Consider the following 15,369-nt stretch of genomic DNA (forward strand, 5'->3'; position numbering starts at 1 on the left):
TCCTTATCGAATAATCTTTCCGATCCACTGTGCCAGTTCATTAGGCGTAATCGCGGCCACATGCGCACCCATATCCGACAACGTACGAGCCGCTTGCTTGTTATAATGTACATTACCTGCAAAATCGAGGGCAGTTAGGACAAGGAACTTGCATCCTGTATCAATGATAGCCTGGCTAGTACGATACATCTCATGCATGGAATACCCCTCTTCTAGGTCACTAACGAGAATAAAAATCGTTCTGCCCGGGTTCTCTAGCAGCGTATTGCCATACTTAAGTGCTTTGGCAATGTGCGTACCCCCGCCCAGTTGCACACTCATCAACAAATCGATCGGATCTTCTAGCTGACTACTCAAGTCCACTACTTTAGTATCAAAGATAACGAGGTGTGTTTTCAAAGCTGCCAGTTTACTGAAAATACTTGCCATAACAGCACTGTAAATGACCGAGTCAAGCATACTGCCACTTTCATCAACAAGAATAACGATATTCCATTTATTATGCTGCCGGACATTACTATGAAAATACAGCTGATCAAGGATGAATCGCTTATTTTTCTGATCATAGTTTTTTAGATTTTTAATAATTGTTCTTTGTACATCGAGATTTTTTAATGACTTACTATAGCCTCGCTTCTGGCGGTTTATCGCACCGATTATGCTTGTCTGAATTTCTGACTCGAGACTCCTTCTTATCTCCTCTACTACTTTGCGGACAATCTCCTTGGCGCTCTGGATGACCTCACCTTTCATGTATCCTTTAAACTGTAAAATGCTTTTAAGCAGGTGCATATTCGGCTCTAGTTTTTCAAGCACTGTCCGATCAGTCAACAATTCGGTCATATTGTATTTCTCTAGCGCCTGTTTTTCCAATATCTCGACCGTTTCCTTTGGGAAAATCGTACGAATTTTACTCAACCATGCAGGGACTGTAAGTGAGGAGCCTTCCTGTCCCCCCTGCCTGCGGTAACCTCGCTCGTCACCATATTCTCGTCCGTACAAATAGTGTAAAATCTCATCAATCTCTCCATATGCAAAGCTTGCCTCTTCATACCCTTCGATGCCTGTCAACGGGTCGGCGGCGTTTTTACCTAGAAGTAACCGCCAGCGATTCACATTTTCTTGCTTCATACGAGATTCCATCTGGCAAACTCCTTCCGAATCGTCTCGTCGAGATTCCTCGCTTTTATCAGAATCTCCTCATCAAGCGCAGAACAGCTTATCTCTTCCATACTCGTCTGATAAAGATTTGCCACATTTTCAGAGATTGTGATAATTTCCATCGGACTAAAATACGTAAACGCAAGCTTTAGCTCAGGTGCTATCTGCAAAAAATCTTCATATGAAAGACTACCAATAACATGATCCAAATCACCAAGCAATTGTCTATCGTATAAAAAAATATCACGAGCAATCATGAATACGCCCTGTAAATAACGGGCCGTCAGCATCATTTTTTCTGTCGTCCCGAACATATAGGCCCTCGCCCGTTGGACGATTTCCTCTCGTTCAAGCAGATTAAGGTTAAACAAAATAGCTGCAATAGCTCCTTCCAACTGAGGCGGGAGCGTTTTAACATGAAGTAATTCAACTAGCTGGTCATGGAAGATTTCCTTGGCAAGTACCAATCCTTCCTTCGTCGTTATCATATAGAGACGCTTCAGATTCTCGATGATCCCTTCGATTTCATCAGAATTTGGCTGCGCGAGCTCGTAGATTTTGCTGACGGCATGGTAATACGTTTCACTAATCAGCTTCTCCACGCGTTCGCTCTCCGCAAACGCAAACAAGCGCTTTTGTTCATATAAAAGAGACAGGGTGTGGAACGTTTGACAAAGAGAGGAGAAAGAACTGTCCTGTTTAACATATTCCTCAACCATATGGAACAATCGGCCGCTTAATTCCTCCAGTCCCATTAGAATTGCTTCCAACAACCACTTTGCCGCCTCGTAGCTGTTATGGTTGGGCAATTGCTTGATAATACCTTCAAGCTTATGGATAGCCGCTTCTCGAATGCTGCCGCCATGCACGGAGTTTTCAATAAGCCTTGCTTCGACAAAGGAAGAATAGCTGTACTTCCAGCTTTCTCTTACCAGATTGATATGTTTATAGTTTGCCCAGTCTGGTCCCGACTCTTTTTGGCAGAAGTCCACTTCTAGAAACTGCAAACAATAAAAAAAGCGGCTGTTGTCACGATGTAAAGCTTTGGCATACACATCCAGCACCTTTTGCTTTTTTCCCGTAGTATGAATGTGTAGCTTGTATTTCTTGCACATGTCTTTGAAGTTGCGTACAATCGGCACGTCCAGTTCATTTGGGGCCACTTCACCAATACGATTCCCAGTCAGGATGTCCCGCAACATCTCGAGTGGACCGGAAGTGGCTATCGAGCGTTCGCCTTTCGTAAATGCTGATGTAACAGCATCAAGCAGTTCGTATGCTCCACCCTCACGCTTTGATCGTAGGGACGCTAGTCCATGAATCAGGTCATTTGCCTCAATTGCATCAGCAACCGATACGCTTTCCCCTTTTTTTCGTATCGTACGCAACAGCTCTGCTAATAGATTTACGTTGCTTTTCGTATAAGGCAAAGGATTTTGCTGGCATAAAGCTCGCCAGATCATATCGTAATAATTTACAAACGGCATACCGCTGGCATAGCCATTGAGTTGATCTGCTTCTGGAAATGTATACACCATTGGATATACCTTTTCGCCTGTCGCTTTCCTTACTTTGTATGTTACCCTACGTTCTTCAATTAAACCGTATGTATGAAACCCGCCGGTGACGACTAGAATTCTCGCATACTTTTTTTTCGCTGTTTCAACGTGCTGCTTCATCTGTGCTTCACGGATGAAATTTCCTTCCTCTTCGAGAACGGCATCTTCATATGCCATTCTCGATAAATAACAATAAGCAAATACATCACGGACAAAATCCGGTGTCTCCTTCTTTATGCCTTCGATTTCAAACACGGCTTCCCATAGCTCATCGAATGTTCGACACTTCATCTTCTCACACAAACGCTGGATAAACGACGAGCCCGTCAGCAATGTTTCATCATGATAGGAAAGCTTTTTATTTTCTTTCTTTAAATCATGACCTTGCTCCAAGCTCTCAAGGCGACTACCGTAGCTGAGATCGATAAACTTGGCAGGGATTCCATGCTGTGCTGCCTCTTTAAGCGCCACATATTCAGGCGAATAGTCGAGAAAAGGATAATAGCAGACGTATGTATGTTCCTCGGTCGTATAGCCGTAGTAAATGCTAACGGGTGGCTTTGTTTTTTCCGCTGTAAGAATATCGATGAGATGGTTGCTATTCTCTGGTCCTTCCAGCAAAATCATCTCCGGTTTATAGGCTGCGATTGTCTTTTGCAAATGGTGAGAGCAGGCAGGACTATGATGACGTACCGGAAAGTAGACAACCTGCTTTTCAAAGTTGAAAACTTCTTCAGCGAAAAGCGCCGTTATTTGATCCATTTTTTCGTGTTGTAATAGTCCTCCCATAGCCCTTCACCCTTTGCTCTTTCTTTTACCACTTTAGAAAAATACGTTTTCAGTACATTCAGATCTTTATGATTGTCCTTGACGACAGCACCTAACATATTTTGTACTAGCCGTTCTAAAGAAATCGGCTTGTCATCGTAAAAGTGAGAGGTCATTGCACTTTGTACATAAACGGAAACGGCCTCAGCGGTACTCATAACCGCCTGTGGTGTTTCAATTTTGTAGCCTTCCTGCGTCTTCCCCGTCCGCAATTCTAAAAAAGTAGTCGCTAATAGCTCTACAACATCGCGGTCTGTCTCAATTGGAACACCACTCTGGCGCAACATCGTCTTTGCCTGTGACTCGATAATTTCCGCTTCCATCTTGACATTATTAATCGGGAAAATCGTTTCGAAATTGAAGCGCCGTTTTAATGCGCTGCTCATTTCATTCACACCTTTGTCGCGGATGTTTGCTGTAGCGATAATGTTAAAGCCTGGTTTAGCGAACAAAACTCCATCCTCCAATTCGGGAATGTTCATTACTTTATCGCTTACAATACTAATTAGTACATCCTGTACTTCGGCAGGGCAGCGCGTAATTTCCTCGAATCTAGTAATGATTCCTTTTTTCATTCCGGTATATAAAGGAGAAGGTACCAGGGCCTCATATGAAGGGCCTTTGTCCAGTAGCATGGCATAATTCCAGGAATACTTAATCATATCCTCTGTTGTACCAGCAGTGCCTTGGATCGTATTCGTGCTCGTACCGGAAATTGCAGCAGATAAAAGTTCGCTAAGCATCGTTTTTGCCGTTCCCGGATCGCCAACAAGCATCAGACCACGATTTCCGGCCAGAGAAACGATCGCCCGTTCAATTAAGACATCATCTCCATAAAACTTTCGGGTAATCTTTACACTTTCTCCGTTCAAATCTAGCGGTGTATCCCTACCAAGAATAAAATCCCGAACCGCCTTGGGAGATAAAAGCCAGTTAGGTGGTTTGGGTGCTGTGTCGTGTAACCGGAGTGCTTGTAACTCTTTTTCATAAAGGCTTTCTGCAGGTGGTTTTATCGTATCCATGACTATTCATTCCCTCCCTTTTCTTCTTAACCAAGCCTATTTTTTTATCTTTATGAACAAATAACACCAAAGCCCATACTATAAACATAGTCAAATGACCAAATTACTTATAGGTAACGGAGGAAAACATATGGAACGACAATTTGGCTTTGGAAGCCCCTTTTTCTTTAACCCTTTCTTTTTTCCGCGACGTCGTTTTTTCCCATTCTTTTTCATCTCTCCCTTCTTTTTTCCTTTTTTTCGGGAAGAAGATGAGCGTGACAGCATGTATTCCCAGCATGAATGCGTAGAAGGAGACACGATGAGGAAACTGGCCAAAAAATACAACGTACCTCAGCCGATTCTTGAAACAATGAATCCTCACCTTCAAAATCCGTCTGCTCTGAGTCCAGGTAACGTCGTCAATATCCCTCGTTTAGATAAGATGTATTGTCAAACGTTGTATATGGAACAACAGACGCCTGCTTCACCAATGCCCTACCCGGCTCAGGGACAGCAAATGACAGCCTATCCCTATATGCAGGGTATGTCCCCAGGCGGGACGTATTATTCAGCAGTTCCTCCTACAGGAACACAGCCATACGAAACGACTTAAAAAAATGACATCTACTTTCTTATCCATTAGGAAAGCCGGACTATCGTGATAGGGAAAATTTGGCCTGACCATCAAAAAGCCAAAGGGAATCTGCTGTCGTTTCTTTTGCTTTTTGTAGTAACTTCATACTGCTGTTCTGCATCGCATATTCATGCTCGGCTTCCGTAATCGGGACCATCCAAAGAAGAGAAATGTCATCTCCCCGATAAGATGCAAATGGAATATGCGGTGCATGTTCCGGCGATTGAACAAGCAGGATAGCCGTAAACTCTTCATCACCCGAGAATTGGTCACTATTGATCGTATGCCCGTGCCCTATCCATGTGATTTGCTGCCACGGGATATTAGGCAAACCGCTTATGTATTGAAGAATTCCCTGTTCATTTTGTTGCAGTAAAACGGTAGGAAGCGCCAGAGCTAACTCAATACGACGATGTTTCTCTGGCTCCTCCGTATATTGCTCTACGACAGGCTGTGGTACAAGCGAAACGCCAACGGTCACAACATACGTTACATCTCCTTGTTCAATAGTAATCATTGCCCTCGGCGGCCAGCTTCCGCCGTCGATCGCGTAATATTTCGTATGTTTTCCCAGGCTATTTTCAATCGCCTGCAAAAGACTTGCTTGCAACTGTGGCCAACTCTCTTCATCCCAACTTTGCCAGAACTGTCTAGCCTGTTCTACCCGCTTAAACAAGACATTCTCAGAAGGATCGCCTAAAGGCATCCCATACGGCGCCATTCCAATACAATCACGCGCATAGCCGGGATATTCATCATTTCCACCCCAGCCCGGAATGACAGCAAGAACATCTTCTTCATATAATAAGGCTGCAGCATCCCCCTCTTCAAACCAGACGATTTCTAGCTTTTCCGGGCTCAGCTTCTCTGCGCCATCGGGATGCGCGCAAAACGAAGCAGGTAAGCGCGGCGGCAAACCGGAACGCATGTCTTCAACAGAGGAGATATCATCAGGTGCCTCACCATAATTCCGTACCCATACAGTTCTAAATCTTCGTGCTTCTGAATCCGGGTGCTCCATCAGATAAAAATAGACGCATTGATTGGATTCTTCGACAAATGCTACGATCGGGCATAAAGGGGATTGTTCTTCAATCAACGTCTTGGATTCCATATTGTCTCCTTTACCAGGCAAGAATTTGCTGTTCCTCTTTCCAAATCAACCAGCGGCGTTCTTCACTATGATCGCCGGTTCCGATCGTGTATTCATCTCTGCCCATATCAAGGCGAATGCGGTGCAACATGCCTCCGTATGTCCCGACAAGCAGTATTTTTCCATCGGGAGATATATCCATGCCGCTTATCGTAGATCCGACGAATAACCGCCAGCGAAATTCTCCTGTTGTGCTCCAAGCACGTATATATCCGTAAGCATCACCTACAATGAATACATCTCCCCAACTTACCCCCGCATATATGCGACATTCATCATCAACGATAAACTGGCTCCCGTCCTTATTTGTTGTGTCATAAGAATCGGTCTGTTCAAGCGGTACCGCAATACTTACCCCATTGTAAAAATGGCACGCATTGAACAAAACTTTATGATTGTCGTAGGAGAATAAGGCATAATGCGGATACGACGATTCTGGATACCACACATTGTGTATATTCAGCTCAGCGTCCAAAATAAGATGCTCGCTATCTTGTGAGCCAAATGCGATCCATTTTCCATCTCTGGAAATAGCTCCATGCTCCATATCGATTTGTAATGGCTCGCCTTCCTCCAAATCTTCTTTCCACTCCTGTATCGTTGCCTCATCGGGATGTAATCGCTTAGTTCCCTCTGCAGATAGCACATAAACTCCTGTAGCATTCACTAACAAAAGGCGTTGACGATCGGGAAACGGAATAAGTTCTGTAATGCTTCGTGCATCCTCCATAGGTTCTGTCGCCCACTCTCCCGTGATTCCTTCCAACCCGGTTGGCCAATCGAACCGCTGAAGCTGGCTTCCCTGCCACCCGTCGTATGTATAAATTCCATCCTCATAAGCAAGCGCATAGATTCGCCCATCCGAGGAACGGCCAACACCACTAACGTTCGGCAGGACCTCGAATCGATCACGAGTAAGCAAATAGACCGTAGTTGCTTCCCATGAAGCTCCGACCGTGAATACTGTCCGGTTGTCATCAATATAAAAAACAGAACGGATTGCTTGCCCCTTCTCACGGATGAGCTCGATTAGCGGTCCGTAAGAAGGAGGAAAATATTTACGTAAAGCGGTAATTTCGCCTGATTCGTTTGCCTGGCGAACAACCTTCAGGACTTCTTGTGCCATATCTATACGTGTTTCTTGCGGTTCAGCCTCTACGCTATCCCAGCCATCTCGCATGCCTTTTTCTACGAATGCATTGATAGCTGTAGCGTATTGTTTTCCCTCATCTCGCCATCTTTTTGATTGCGTTTCATATAAGGTCCAATCCATAAATCTCTTCTCCTCTCTCTATCGGATAAACCGATACAGCTTATTTTATGTATGCAAAATCTTCACTTATCAACTGCTGTGAGCAACTCTATGATTTCGACTTCCTCTCGTCGCCTAGCAATGTCCAACGGAGTTTTGCCGTCCATATCTCTTGCCTGTTTATTCGCTCCATGCACTAGCAGTAATTCAATGACCTCCAGCGCTTCCTCCCCTTCAGCCACCTGTGTATGCAATGGGGTACTTCCATCATAGGAAGTGATATTAATTTCTGCTCCATGGTCCAATAAACATGCTGCCACTTCCGGGTATAGAACAATGTGAAACGGTGTATGCCCCTCATCATTCTGTACATTCACATAGTTTGAATGTACTGTGGAGGAATATGATCCGCCAACCACACCTGATCATTTCCCTTATAGAATACAATGCCGTTAAGCCAAGCCTCCACAGCTCTAATCTGCAAGAGCACAGGTCGATTATCCCGACGCTTACCGACTTGCAACGCCATAGAAGTGTCGGCCGATAAGTGAACGTATTGTCTTCCTCTTGGTAAGAGACCTTCTATCATAATATTGGCAAGGGAAAAACGAGGCGTACCATGAAAGAGAACCTCTGGTGGCTTCTCTACTTGCTTACTAATCTTATGTGGTGTTGAGTGACCGTATAAAGCTCTAATTCTTCCATCTTTTATTTCATGTCGCTTCTTATCCGAGGTTTCGATCGCTTTCAGAAGGTGCTGTTCGTTAAGCTCTTTCCAATGTGAAGTCTCTCTAAAGGCTCGCAGCAACTGTTCACTATTAACCCATCCTTCTTCATCAAGCTCAAGCTCGTATTCCCACGGAGCATGTCGCAGGGCATAAGACAATTCTTTACTAAGTCTTATATAGTCCATCATACTGTTCTCCTTATCATGGTGTATGATATGTTAACGATTAATGCAGGAACATTTCAGTCATGAATACCCGAAAGGAAGGAAACAACGACTGTGCATATGACTCTACTTTTTCTCTTAATCTATAGTCTTCTTCGTCAAGTTCATGCAAAAGATGTTCATGATCGAACCACACAATTGCATAATCACCATCTGCTGTTTGCTGCTTCGTGTCAAAGCAAACCGGTCCCCATCCATCCTGGTATTCTGCAAAAGGGATATACCCTGTAGTCAGCAACAAATTCCACGCCTGCAGAGTGAATGTTATATCTCGAAAGGGATTGTCAGCAGGCAATTCCGGAAACATAAAAAAGTAAGGTGGATTAACAACCTGCATATCCAAAACAAATCTCGTCGTTAAATACGCACGGAATAAAGGGGGAAAAGGAGCAGGTAAGCTTTTCTCGATTTCGGTTACCTCCTCCCCGGTCACGGTAGAGGGTAGCATTTTCCACTCTACGTATCCCTCCTCATCCACCTCCCCATTTACCATAGATAAAGGGACACCGCCATCTTCCGGATCGGTTTTTATCGGTAATCTCATCTGTACACGATGATGTTTAGAAAAATAGGTATCCAAGCAAAGAGCAATGAATTCTTTGTCTGTTTGCATGTTCATGTTCTCACATCCTTTTATAACAGTGATCGTTTCTTGAAAGGAGGAAGTAAGTAATAGGCTGATAAACTTACAAAACCAAACGTTAGTTCTTATTTTAATTATAGGAGCAACACATACAATATACAAATATTATGAAAAAAATAGGATATTAGTGGTAAATGTAGCAGAAATGAATTAAGAAAAAAGGGTGATATCACTTCAAAAATATTTGATTTATCCCGCCTTAACGGGCAGTAATACCCCCATCTCCGGTCTTGGGAAATGTTTACAGCCTACACACTTCTTTGTTTCAATTTAAGTCAGCGCATAATTAATCGCTTGTCCAGTATGGTTGAAGAAATGTTCTTCTCCAATTTCACGATATAATCCTGTTTTTTCTAACGCCTCTTTCAATGAAGGAACGACTCCAGAAATAAGAACCAGACCATTTTGTTTCTAAAATAGGACGCGCCTGTGGTATCCATGAATGGAACTTTTCCCATACGCAAAATCAAGATTTTTGGTTTGTAATGAATATATGCTAATTTGTGGGCAATCATGGGCTTCATTTACGACATGGGATCGCACTTTTCTATTTTCCTTGGTGTCATCTGAAAGAACCTTAGCGATGATAAGCAAAACAAGTGAACCCGATGATGACAGGTCTCAGAATAAATTTAATTAAGGAACCGAGTCTAAAAATCCCCATAAGGCATAGCATGATTCCTGCTCCTTATGACAATGATTTAGTTGTATAATTTCCCATCGTTCTTCTAGTTATTCTATTAAGAAAATACGGGCATACGCCAGACCAGTCTGTCGAGACTTTCTCGATAGACTGGTGGTCATTTTTTTGTAAACCTTTTAAGGAATCTTCCTAGAGTAGGAAGTTTAATAACAAGTAGGTGGTACCCCCTGATTAATAAACCAAAGTTTTGGATAAAATAATCAAAATTCACAATCATTCAGATAAAGTAAGGATGTATCCTGTGGAATCACACAGAAAAATCAAAGGTGGTTTTTATGCAAATTGTCATTTTAGGTGGAGGTTTTGGTGGACTAAATACCGCTTTATGGTTAGGAGAAAAACTTCAGGACAGTAACCATGAGGTTATTTTGGTTGCAGATAAACCAAGTTTTTTATTTCGTCCATCGCTTATTTGGGTTCCGTTTGGTCAACGAAAAATAGATGACATATCAATTCCTTTAAGCCCTGCTCTACAAAAAGCTGGCGTGCAATTCATAAAGAATAACGTTACACAAATTTTGCCTAAAGAAAACAAAGTTGCATTCCAAGATCAAACGACGCTAAATTATGATTTTCTAGTCATAGCTACCGGTGGGTTCCCTTATTATGAAAAAATTGAGGGGTTAAAAGGAAATACTTTATCCATTTATGATACCGAAGGTGCCTTGAAAACGAAGAAACGGGTTGAATATCTAAAGTCAGGCGATCCTGTCGTTATTGGAGTTGCCCAAGGAAATCCTTCTCCTGGTATGTCATATGAGTTTCTATTCGAATTAGATGCCTATCTAAAGCAAAAAAAAATACAATCATCTATTACTTATTTTACATATGAACAAGAATTATTCGATCATACAGGAAAAAAAGTTGCAAAACTTTTAAAAAAGCATATGCAAGAAAAACAAATTCCCCACTATTGCAATGTTTCTTTAGAGAAGGTTGATGCAACACAAGTATACTTGAGTAATGGCATATCAGTTCCCTATTCATTTTCACTCATTTTACCGCCATACAAAGGCGCAGACTATATTTTTGCGTCAAAAAATTTGGACCACAAAAACGGGTTGATTCCTGTTAATTCCTATCTTCAATCCATTCAGTGGGAAAATATTTATGCTGTAGGTGATACCAACATAATTTTGGATATGCCAATCATTAAAAACGGGCGAGCCGCAGAATTGCAAGGACAAGTGGCGGCAGAAAACATTTATTTTCAAATTCAAGGAAAGACACAACAGAAGGAATATCAAAATAGCTTACTAGGACTAATGGAACTGGGAACGGATGGCGGCATGTTTATGATTAAATATCCCACCTCAAAATTGAGCTCATCCTTTATTGAATGGGCTTCAGATGGAGCTATTCCCCACTTGTTGAAAATCGCTTTTGAAAAGTATTACTTGTGGAAACTAAGTTAAAAGCTTCAAGTTTTAGGATCAATGGGTGAGAATCCTCCGTATTTCAATAGGGAGATGAATCACCCTTCTTTTATATTTCTCGCCTAAGAGAGGTTGAAAGAAACGTATGTTCTTATTCCGCACATTTTTGACGTATAAAGCTAAACAAAAAGGGCGTACCTCGGTCGTCATTGATCGTTTTTATCTTACCTTGAATGAACGAACCTGGGTCTGCCCGTCCTGCGGAAAGAAGCATGAACGAGATAAAAATGCTGCGATGAATATCAAACAGGAGGGGCTCCGAAAGCTCGGAGCGTAATCCATTGCTTTTATTATAAATTACACTTGATATTTTGACAGGGTAGCGTGGTTGGAAGAAGACGATTCAGAAAAAGAAGAGGGTGGATGCGCCCTGCGCTCCAGCAGAAGAAAGGCCAACGTGTCTTTTTCCGCCCGCTCCCACCACCTCCCTTCCTTCTTTTCTTACCTCTCACCACAAGAATTTATCGATGTATCAAATCAGATGTATATAAAAAGCAAGGTTTCCCTTAAAATATGAAGATGAAGTTGAAAACCCAAAAAAGCGTGGTAATGAAACATAAGTGTATTCATCGTATCATGCATAAATACAATCTGGTAGGGAAATCCGTTGTGCGAATGCCCATTAGCATAAGGCGTGTCCTAACTTCTTACAACAAAACTCTAGCTAAGACCAACTACAGAAGGTCCTTTTAATCGACATTACGAACCTCTTCTATAGTAATGGAAAAAAGGTCTATCTGTCTTGTTTAAAAGATGGGGCCACATGAAATGCTCGTCTACCATCTATCTATACCCCTACACACGGTCTCGATATCACTCCCTCTATGTCCCGTAAAAGGAACTATTGGGAGCCTAAACTTTCTAACACAACAAGCCTTGTGGAAAATCAATACTTGCTTCCTACCCTAGAAAACTCGCGTTTATTTAATAAAGTAAATTCCTGCTGCATCTTTTGGTGAAACCAATGCAATATCATATACACCAGAGCTTGATACCACTATTTGTAACTGTGCATTATTTTTATATGACCAAGTAATCTCGTTTATTTCTTCGCTATTTTCTGTCCTTTCGAAGGTAAATATTCACAGTTAAATATTCGCCTTATATATTCAGGATAAGCACGAAGATGTATTTCTCTAGCCCTTCTTTGAGTCACTTCTTTCACAGTTGGTATATTCTCTGCCTCGATATAATCATCAAGAACATCAATGACATCCTTAAGAAGCTTGGCTCTAAAGTAGAACTCCATTCATTCAAATGTTTCTTCACCTGTTAAGCGAATGATTTGATCTTTCCAAATTGGTCATTCTTTTGTATGATACAATGGCCAAAGAAATATCGATCTCTTCAATATGCGTAATTTGTGTGACAAGCTGCGCTATATGTTCTGTAATTTCTGCCAAAACATCAACTGCAGCCTTAAGTTGTTTTCGCAGGCTAGGAAGCAGCCAAAGCTTTACCTGAATAAGCGATAATTCCTTCTTGTTTAAGTTCGTTCATCCGGAACAGCATATCGGTTAATTATTTGCTAATTTACGCAGAACGTTAAAAAAAATAAAGTTCATGCTTTTTGACTGATAAGTCGTTTGATTGAAACCCCCGATAACATATACATTCATATTGGGAAAATAAAGCATGGAGGTTCCGCTAGAACCGAGATGCCCCCAGCCAAGATACTTTTGAGTGAAAGGAAGAAAGCGCATCCTCATCAAGCCATAACCATAATCCATCCCTATCCACATTTTATTCCATTGTTTCATAATGTCCAGCGTGCTTTTTTGAATAATTTGATTATTAACCAAAGCCTTCATGAAGATCAGCTGGTCTTCTAATGTACACACGGTTTGACCGCCAGAATAAAAGCTACTAAAGCTAATATAGTCATCTACGTTTATTTTTAGTTCTTTAAGATATAGATGAGCAACCGGATGTTTGCTTTTAATGGTAGGTTCGGAAAACTGGGATAAATAAGAGTGACTCATATGCAGAGGGTTGAATATATAGTCATGGAGTACTTCATGGAAGGACTTTGATGTAATAGTTTCAATAATGAGCCCTAAGAGATTGTACCCTGTGTCAGTATAGTGAACTCCTGTCCCAGGAGGGAAGTGGGGTTTTAAATGTTCTTTGGACCAGTGGATGGTTTCTTGTGGTGTCCAAAAACGCGAAGGATTCTCAAGTATCTCTTCCAGGAATCCTTTACCACGCTTAGGTTTATCCTCGAAATAATCTGGCAGTCCAGAGGTATTGCTTAATAAATGTTTGATCTGAATATCGTTTGTATAATCTTTTCCTTTATATATGTGAAGATCTTTAAGAATATCTGTAGGTAAATAATTTGTGATAGGGTCATCGAATTTAACGAGTCCTTTTTCTACTAATATTGCTAAGATTACAGAAGTAAAAGTCTTACCCACGCTAGCAGTATGATAGGGCTGGTTAGGATTTGCTAAAACCCCATCCGTTTTTCCCTCAGCCATAGTCCAGTGGATATCCAGCTTATCAGAATGTATTAACAAATAAACATTATGAAGATATCGATCAGAAGCAACTTTTCTCTTTAGTTTCTCTTCAATTTCTCTTTTCACATTTTCAATTTTCATCAGTTTTCCCCTCTTAAATAAATCCAGCACAAGATCTAGCGGCTTTATGTATATGGATAAGCCGAAGTGTAGCTCAAACTTCCCTAACCCAATTATGTAGTTGTTTATAAGCCTCAACTGGAGTGCTTATGAGTCTGGAAGGACTCAATCAACACTTTAATGCTATAGCTATGCAATTTGTGCCGAGTCCGTTTCCCTCTCACTATACCTCTACTTTCAAACGTATTCGTATTTTAGATTCAACGGCATTCCATCTTCCAGACGTATTTTCCTCCGTCTATTCATATGCCGGAGGAGCTCCCTATACTTTCAAGAAATTTCTTCCTATTTATATTATAAATACGCTATATATGCAAAATCATTACGGATATAAAATATGAATAAATACTTCACACCTGTTGATTATCCATAGATCGGAAGGAATAAGATGCACGCGTCGGCGTGCTCCCTCGTCTTTTTCTCGCAAGGAAGAGATACGGCCGCTTTGTGGCACCAAGGCCGGACCGGCAAAACATCAGGGTTTTTCGAGTGCGGGAGACAGTTGCTGGTCGGTTTCGTCCTTGGCGCCACACGCTCCCCACAAGAAAAACAAAGGGGTCGAACGCCGTACGCGTCATTCTTTTTATCCATCTATGGATACCAAGGGTGTTGATTGCTCCAAGAGGAAAAGACCTCCACAACGGGACACAAACAAGGCCTTTCGTCTCCCTTCCCGAGCGTGTGCCCCGGCCAGGCGAAAGAGGACAGCAACTGTCTCCATCTTCGTGTCTGCCCAGATGTTTTGCGGTCCCGCCTGCCTAGGGCAAAAAGCGGCTCTCTACGCTTCCGTGTGGGAGACGAACTGCCGCCCGTTTGGGGCACGGTGTGGTGACGATCCAATCTGGATCGTACTGGGTAATCAACACCCTTGTAAATACTTGTTCAATCTTTTTAAAAAATTTCTTACTTGGAAAATAGTGCTACAGGATGATGGAATGGAAAATTTTTCACATTTGGTTTCGCTACTGCTTATAAAATGGTATAATTCAGATGTAAAATATGTACATTTATTACACATACTTATCAAAAGGAGAGTGTAACTATGGGGATGGAGGATTGCAGCCCAACCGGGATAGATATAAACGATACCGGTTTTGGCTACACGCTGTCGATCATCGGTGGAAAATACAAAATGATTATTATGTATTGGTTAGCGGAATATAAAGTGATTCGTTACAATGAATTGAAAAGGTGTATTGGGGGTATTTCCCCATCACCATCAAGCTAAGAAAATACAACTACCCCCAGAACGAAAATTTGTGCTAACTTGTAATAAAAATTTCATTTTTCGTTTTGGGGTGTTATAAAATCTTTAAGTTGATGGGCATAGGATGGGACCCCAAACAGTACGATTTTATTTCAAAGACACAACGATCTTACTATACACTTTTTATTTATCCCA

Annotated in this window: 14 protein-coding genes and 3 pseudogenes; 5 read left to right on the plus strand and 12 right to left on the minus strand. The window is 41.8% G+C overall.

Features of this window, described 5'->3' with window-relative positions:
* Nucleotides 1–3: 3 nt before the first annotated feature.
* Genes AF333_RS17950 through AF333_RS17960 form a run of 3 tightly spaced genes read right to left on the minus strand, consistent with a single transcriptional unit; the run spans nucleotide 4 to nucleotide 4,570 of the window.
* On the minus strand, nucleotides 4–1,143 hold the full coding sequence (locus AF333_RS17950; RefSeq protein ID WP_043068607.1) for a VWA domain-containing protein: 1,140 nt from the start codon (nucleotides 1,141–1,143) through the stop codon (nucleotides 4–6).
* Nucleotides 1,128–3,509 (minus strand): DUF5682 family protein, encoded by a 2,382-nt coding sequence (locus AF333_RS17955; RefSeq protein ID WP_043068606.1) that lies wholly within the window; start codon nucleotides 3,507–3,509, stop codon nucleotides 1,128–1,130. The genes AF333_RS17950 and AF333_RS17955 overlap by 16 nt, the downstream gene beginning before the upstream one ends.
* Nucleotides 3,470–4,570: an ATP-binding protein gene (locus AF333_RS17960; RefSeq protein ID WP_043068605.1), complete on the minus strand. Its 1,101-nt coding sequence runs from the start codon at nucleotides 4,568–4,570 to the stop codon at nucleotides 3,470–3,472. Before AF333_RS17960 ends, AF333_RS17955 begins: the two co-directional genes overlap by 40 nt.
* Nucleotides 4,571–4,700: 130 nt before the next feature.
* Here AF333_RS17960 and AF333_RS17965 point away from each other — a divergent pair, with 130 nt between their 5' ends.
* The gene (locus tag AF333_RS17965; protein ID WP_074715353.1) at nucleotides 4,701–5,165 is read left to right on the plus strand and encodes a LysM peptidoglycan-binding domain-containing protein; all 465 of its coding nucleotides are present in this window, start codon (nucleotides 4,701–4,703) and stop codon (nucleotides 5,163–5,165) included.
* A gap of 40 nt (nucleotides 5,166–5,205) precedes the next feature.
* Here AF333_RS17965 and AF333_RS17970 read toward each other — a convergent pair whose 3' ends face one another.
* From AF333_RS17970 to AF333_RS37535, 7 genes and pseudogenes are all read right to left on the minus strand, one after another.
* Nucleotides 5,206–6,300: a suppressor of fused domain protein gene (locus AF333_RS17970; protein ID WP_043068604.1), complete on the minus strand. Its 1,095-nt coding sequence runs from the start codon at nucleotides 6,298–6,300 to the stop codon at nucleotides 5,206–5,208.
* Between the two features lie 10 nt (nucleotides 6,301–6,310).
* Complete coding sequence (locus AF333_RS17975) at nucleotides 6,311–7,612, minus strand: WD40 repeat domain-containing protein (protein WP_043068603.1); 1,302 nt, start codon at nucleotides 7,610–7,612, stop codon at nucleotides 6,311–6,313.
* 62 nt (nucleotides 7,613–7,674) lie between these two features.
* Nucleotides 7,675–7,968 (minus strand): ankyrin repeat domain-containing protein, encoded by a 294-nt coding sequence (locus AF333_RS17980; RefSeq protein ID WP_052812378.1) that lies wholly within the window; start codon nucleotides 7,966–7,968, stop codon nucleotides 7,675–7,677.
* Nucleotides 7,965–8,504 carry an RNA 2'-phosphotransferase gene (locus tag AF333_RS17985; RefSeq protein ID WP_043068601.1) on the minus strand — a complete coding sequence of 180 codons (540 nt, stop codon included), beginning with the start codon at nucleotides 8,502–8,504 and terminating at the stop codon, nucleotides 7,965–7,967. The genes AF333_RS17980 and AF333_RS17985 overlap by 4 nt, the downstream gene beginning before the upstream one ends.
* Nucleotides 8,505–8,544: 40 nt before the next feature.
* Nucleotides 8,545–9,162 (minus strand): SMI1/KNR4 family protein, encoded by a 618-nt coding sequence (locus AF333_RS17990; protein WP_052812377.1) that lies wholly within the window; start codon nucleotides 9,160–9,162, stop codon nucleotides 8,545–8,547.
* 297 nt (nucleotides 9,163–9,459) lie between these two features.
* Nucleotides 9,460–9,780, minus strand: a pseudogene (locus tag AF333_RS32010) (sodium-independent anion transporter); the annotation flags it as partial.
* A complete protein-coding gene (locus AF333_RS37535; RefSeq protein ID WP_139189131.1) occupies nucleotides 9,764–9,862 on the minus strand; it encodes a hypothetical protein in 99 nt (32 codons plus the stop codon). The gene AF333_RS37535 and the pseudogene AF333_RS32010, both read right to left, overlap by 17 nt.
* Before the next feature lie 302 nt (nucleotides 9,863–10,164).
* Between AF333_RS37535 and AF333_RS17995 the strand changes: the two genes are divergently transcribed.
* Together AF333_RS17995 and AF333_RS18000 are read left to right on the plus strand one after the other, a co-directional pair.
* Nucleotides 10,165–11,304, plus strand: coding sequence for an NAD(P)/FAD-dependent oxidoreductase (locus tag AF333_RS17995; protein ID WP_043068600.1), 1,140 nt, complete (start codon nucleotides 10,165–10,167; stop codon nucleotides 11,302–11,304).
* Nucleotides 11,305–11,410: 106 nt separating this feature from the next.
* Nucleotides 11,411–11,602 (plus strand): zinc ribbon domain-containing protein, encoded by a 192-nt coding sequence (locus AF333_RS18000; protein ID WP_043068599.1) that lies wholly within the window; start codon nucleotides 11,411–11,413, stop codon nucleotides 11,600–11,602.
* A gap of 13 nt (nucleotides 11,603–11,615) precedes the next feature.
* Here the strand turns inward: AF333_RS18000 and AF333_RS35625 are convergent, their stop codons facing one another.
* Nucleotides 11,616–11,780, minus strand: a complete 165-nt coding sequence (locus tag AF333_RS35625) for a hypothetical protein (RefSeq protein ID WP_235496564.1) — start codon at nucleotides 11,778–11,780, stop codon at nucleotides 11,616–11,618.
* A gap of 1,062 nt (nucleotides 11,781–12,842) precedes the next feature.
* Nucleotides 12,843–13,928: a serine hydrolase domain-containing protein gene (locus AF333_RS18010; RefSeq protein WP_043068597.1), complete on the minus strand. Its 1,086-nt coding sequence runs from the start codon at nucleotides 13,926–13,928 to the stop codon at nucleotides 12,843–12,845.
* A gap of 26 nt (nucleotides 13,929–13,954) precedes the next feature.
* Here AF333_RS18010 and AF333_RS34185 point away from each other — a divergent pair.
* Together AF333_RS34185 and AF333_RS18025 are read left to right on the plus strand one after the other, a co-directional pair.
* Nucleotides 13,955–14,236: pseudogene (locus AF333_RS34185) on the plus strand (IS4 family transposase); the annotation flags it as partial.
* Between the two features lie 773 nt (nucleotides 14,237–15,009).
* Nucleotides 15,010–15,177 (plus strand): annotated as a pseudogene (locus AF333_RS18025) (winged helix-turn-helix transcriptional regulator); the annotation flags it as partial.
* Nucleotides 15,178–15,369 lie beyond the last annotated feature (192 nt).

Origin of the sequence: Aneurinibacillus migulanus (assembly GCF_001274715.1) — a bacterium.
Lineage (GTDB): Bacteria > Bacillota > Bacilli > Aneurinibacillales > Aneurinibacillaceae > Aneurinibacillus > Aneurinibacillus migulanus.

Coding starts and splice junctions, on each gene's coding strand:
- AF333_RS17950 (WP_043068607.1), bottom strand. CDS start 1,143: ATGGAATCTCGTATGAAGCAAGAAAATGTGAATCGCTGGCGGTTACTT.
- AF333_RS17955 (WP_043068606.1), bottom strand. CDS start 3,509: ATGGGAGGACTATTACAACACGAAAAAATGGATCAAATAACGGCGCTT.
- AF333_RS17960 (WP_043068605.1), bottom strand. CDS start 4,570: ATGGATACGATAAAACCACCTGCAGAAAGCCTTTATGAAAAAGAGTTA.
- AF333_RS17965 (WP_074715353.1), top strand. CDS start 4,701: ATGGAACGACAATTTGGCTTTGGAAGCCCCTTTTTCTTTAACCCTTTC.
- AF333_RS17970 (WP_043068604.1), bottom strand. CDS start 6,300: ATGGAATCCAAGACGTTGATTGAAGAACAATCCCCTTTATGCCCGATC.
- AF333_RS17975 (WP_043068603.1), bottom strand. CDS start 7,612: ATGGATTGGACCTTATATGAAACGCAATCAAAAAGATGGCGAGATGAG.
- AF333_RS17985 (WP_043068601.1), bottom strand. CDS start 8,504: ATGGACTATATAAGACTTAGTAAAGAATTGTCTTATGCCCTGCGACAT.
- AF333_RS17990 (WP_052812377.1), bottom strand. CDS start 9,162: ATGAACATGCAAACAGACAAAGAATTCATTGCTCTTTGCTTGGATACC.
- AF333_RS37535 (WP_139189131.1), bottom strand. CDS start 9,862: ATGCTATGCCTTATGGGGATTTTTAGACTCGGTTCCTTAATTAAATTT.
- AF333_RS17995 (WP_043068600.1), top strand. CDS start 10,165: ATGCAAATTGTCATTTTAGGTGGAGGTTTTGGTGGACTAAATACCGCT.
- AF333_RS18000 (WP_043068599.1), top strand. CDS start 11,411: ATGTTCTTATTCCGCACATTTTTGACGTATAAAGCTAAACAAAAAGGG.
- AF333_RS18010 (WP_043068597.1), bottom strand. CDS start 13,928: ATGAAAATTGAAAATGTGAAAAGAGAAATTGAAGAGAAACTAAAGAGA.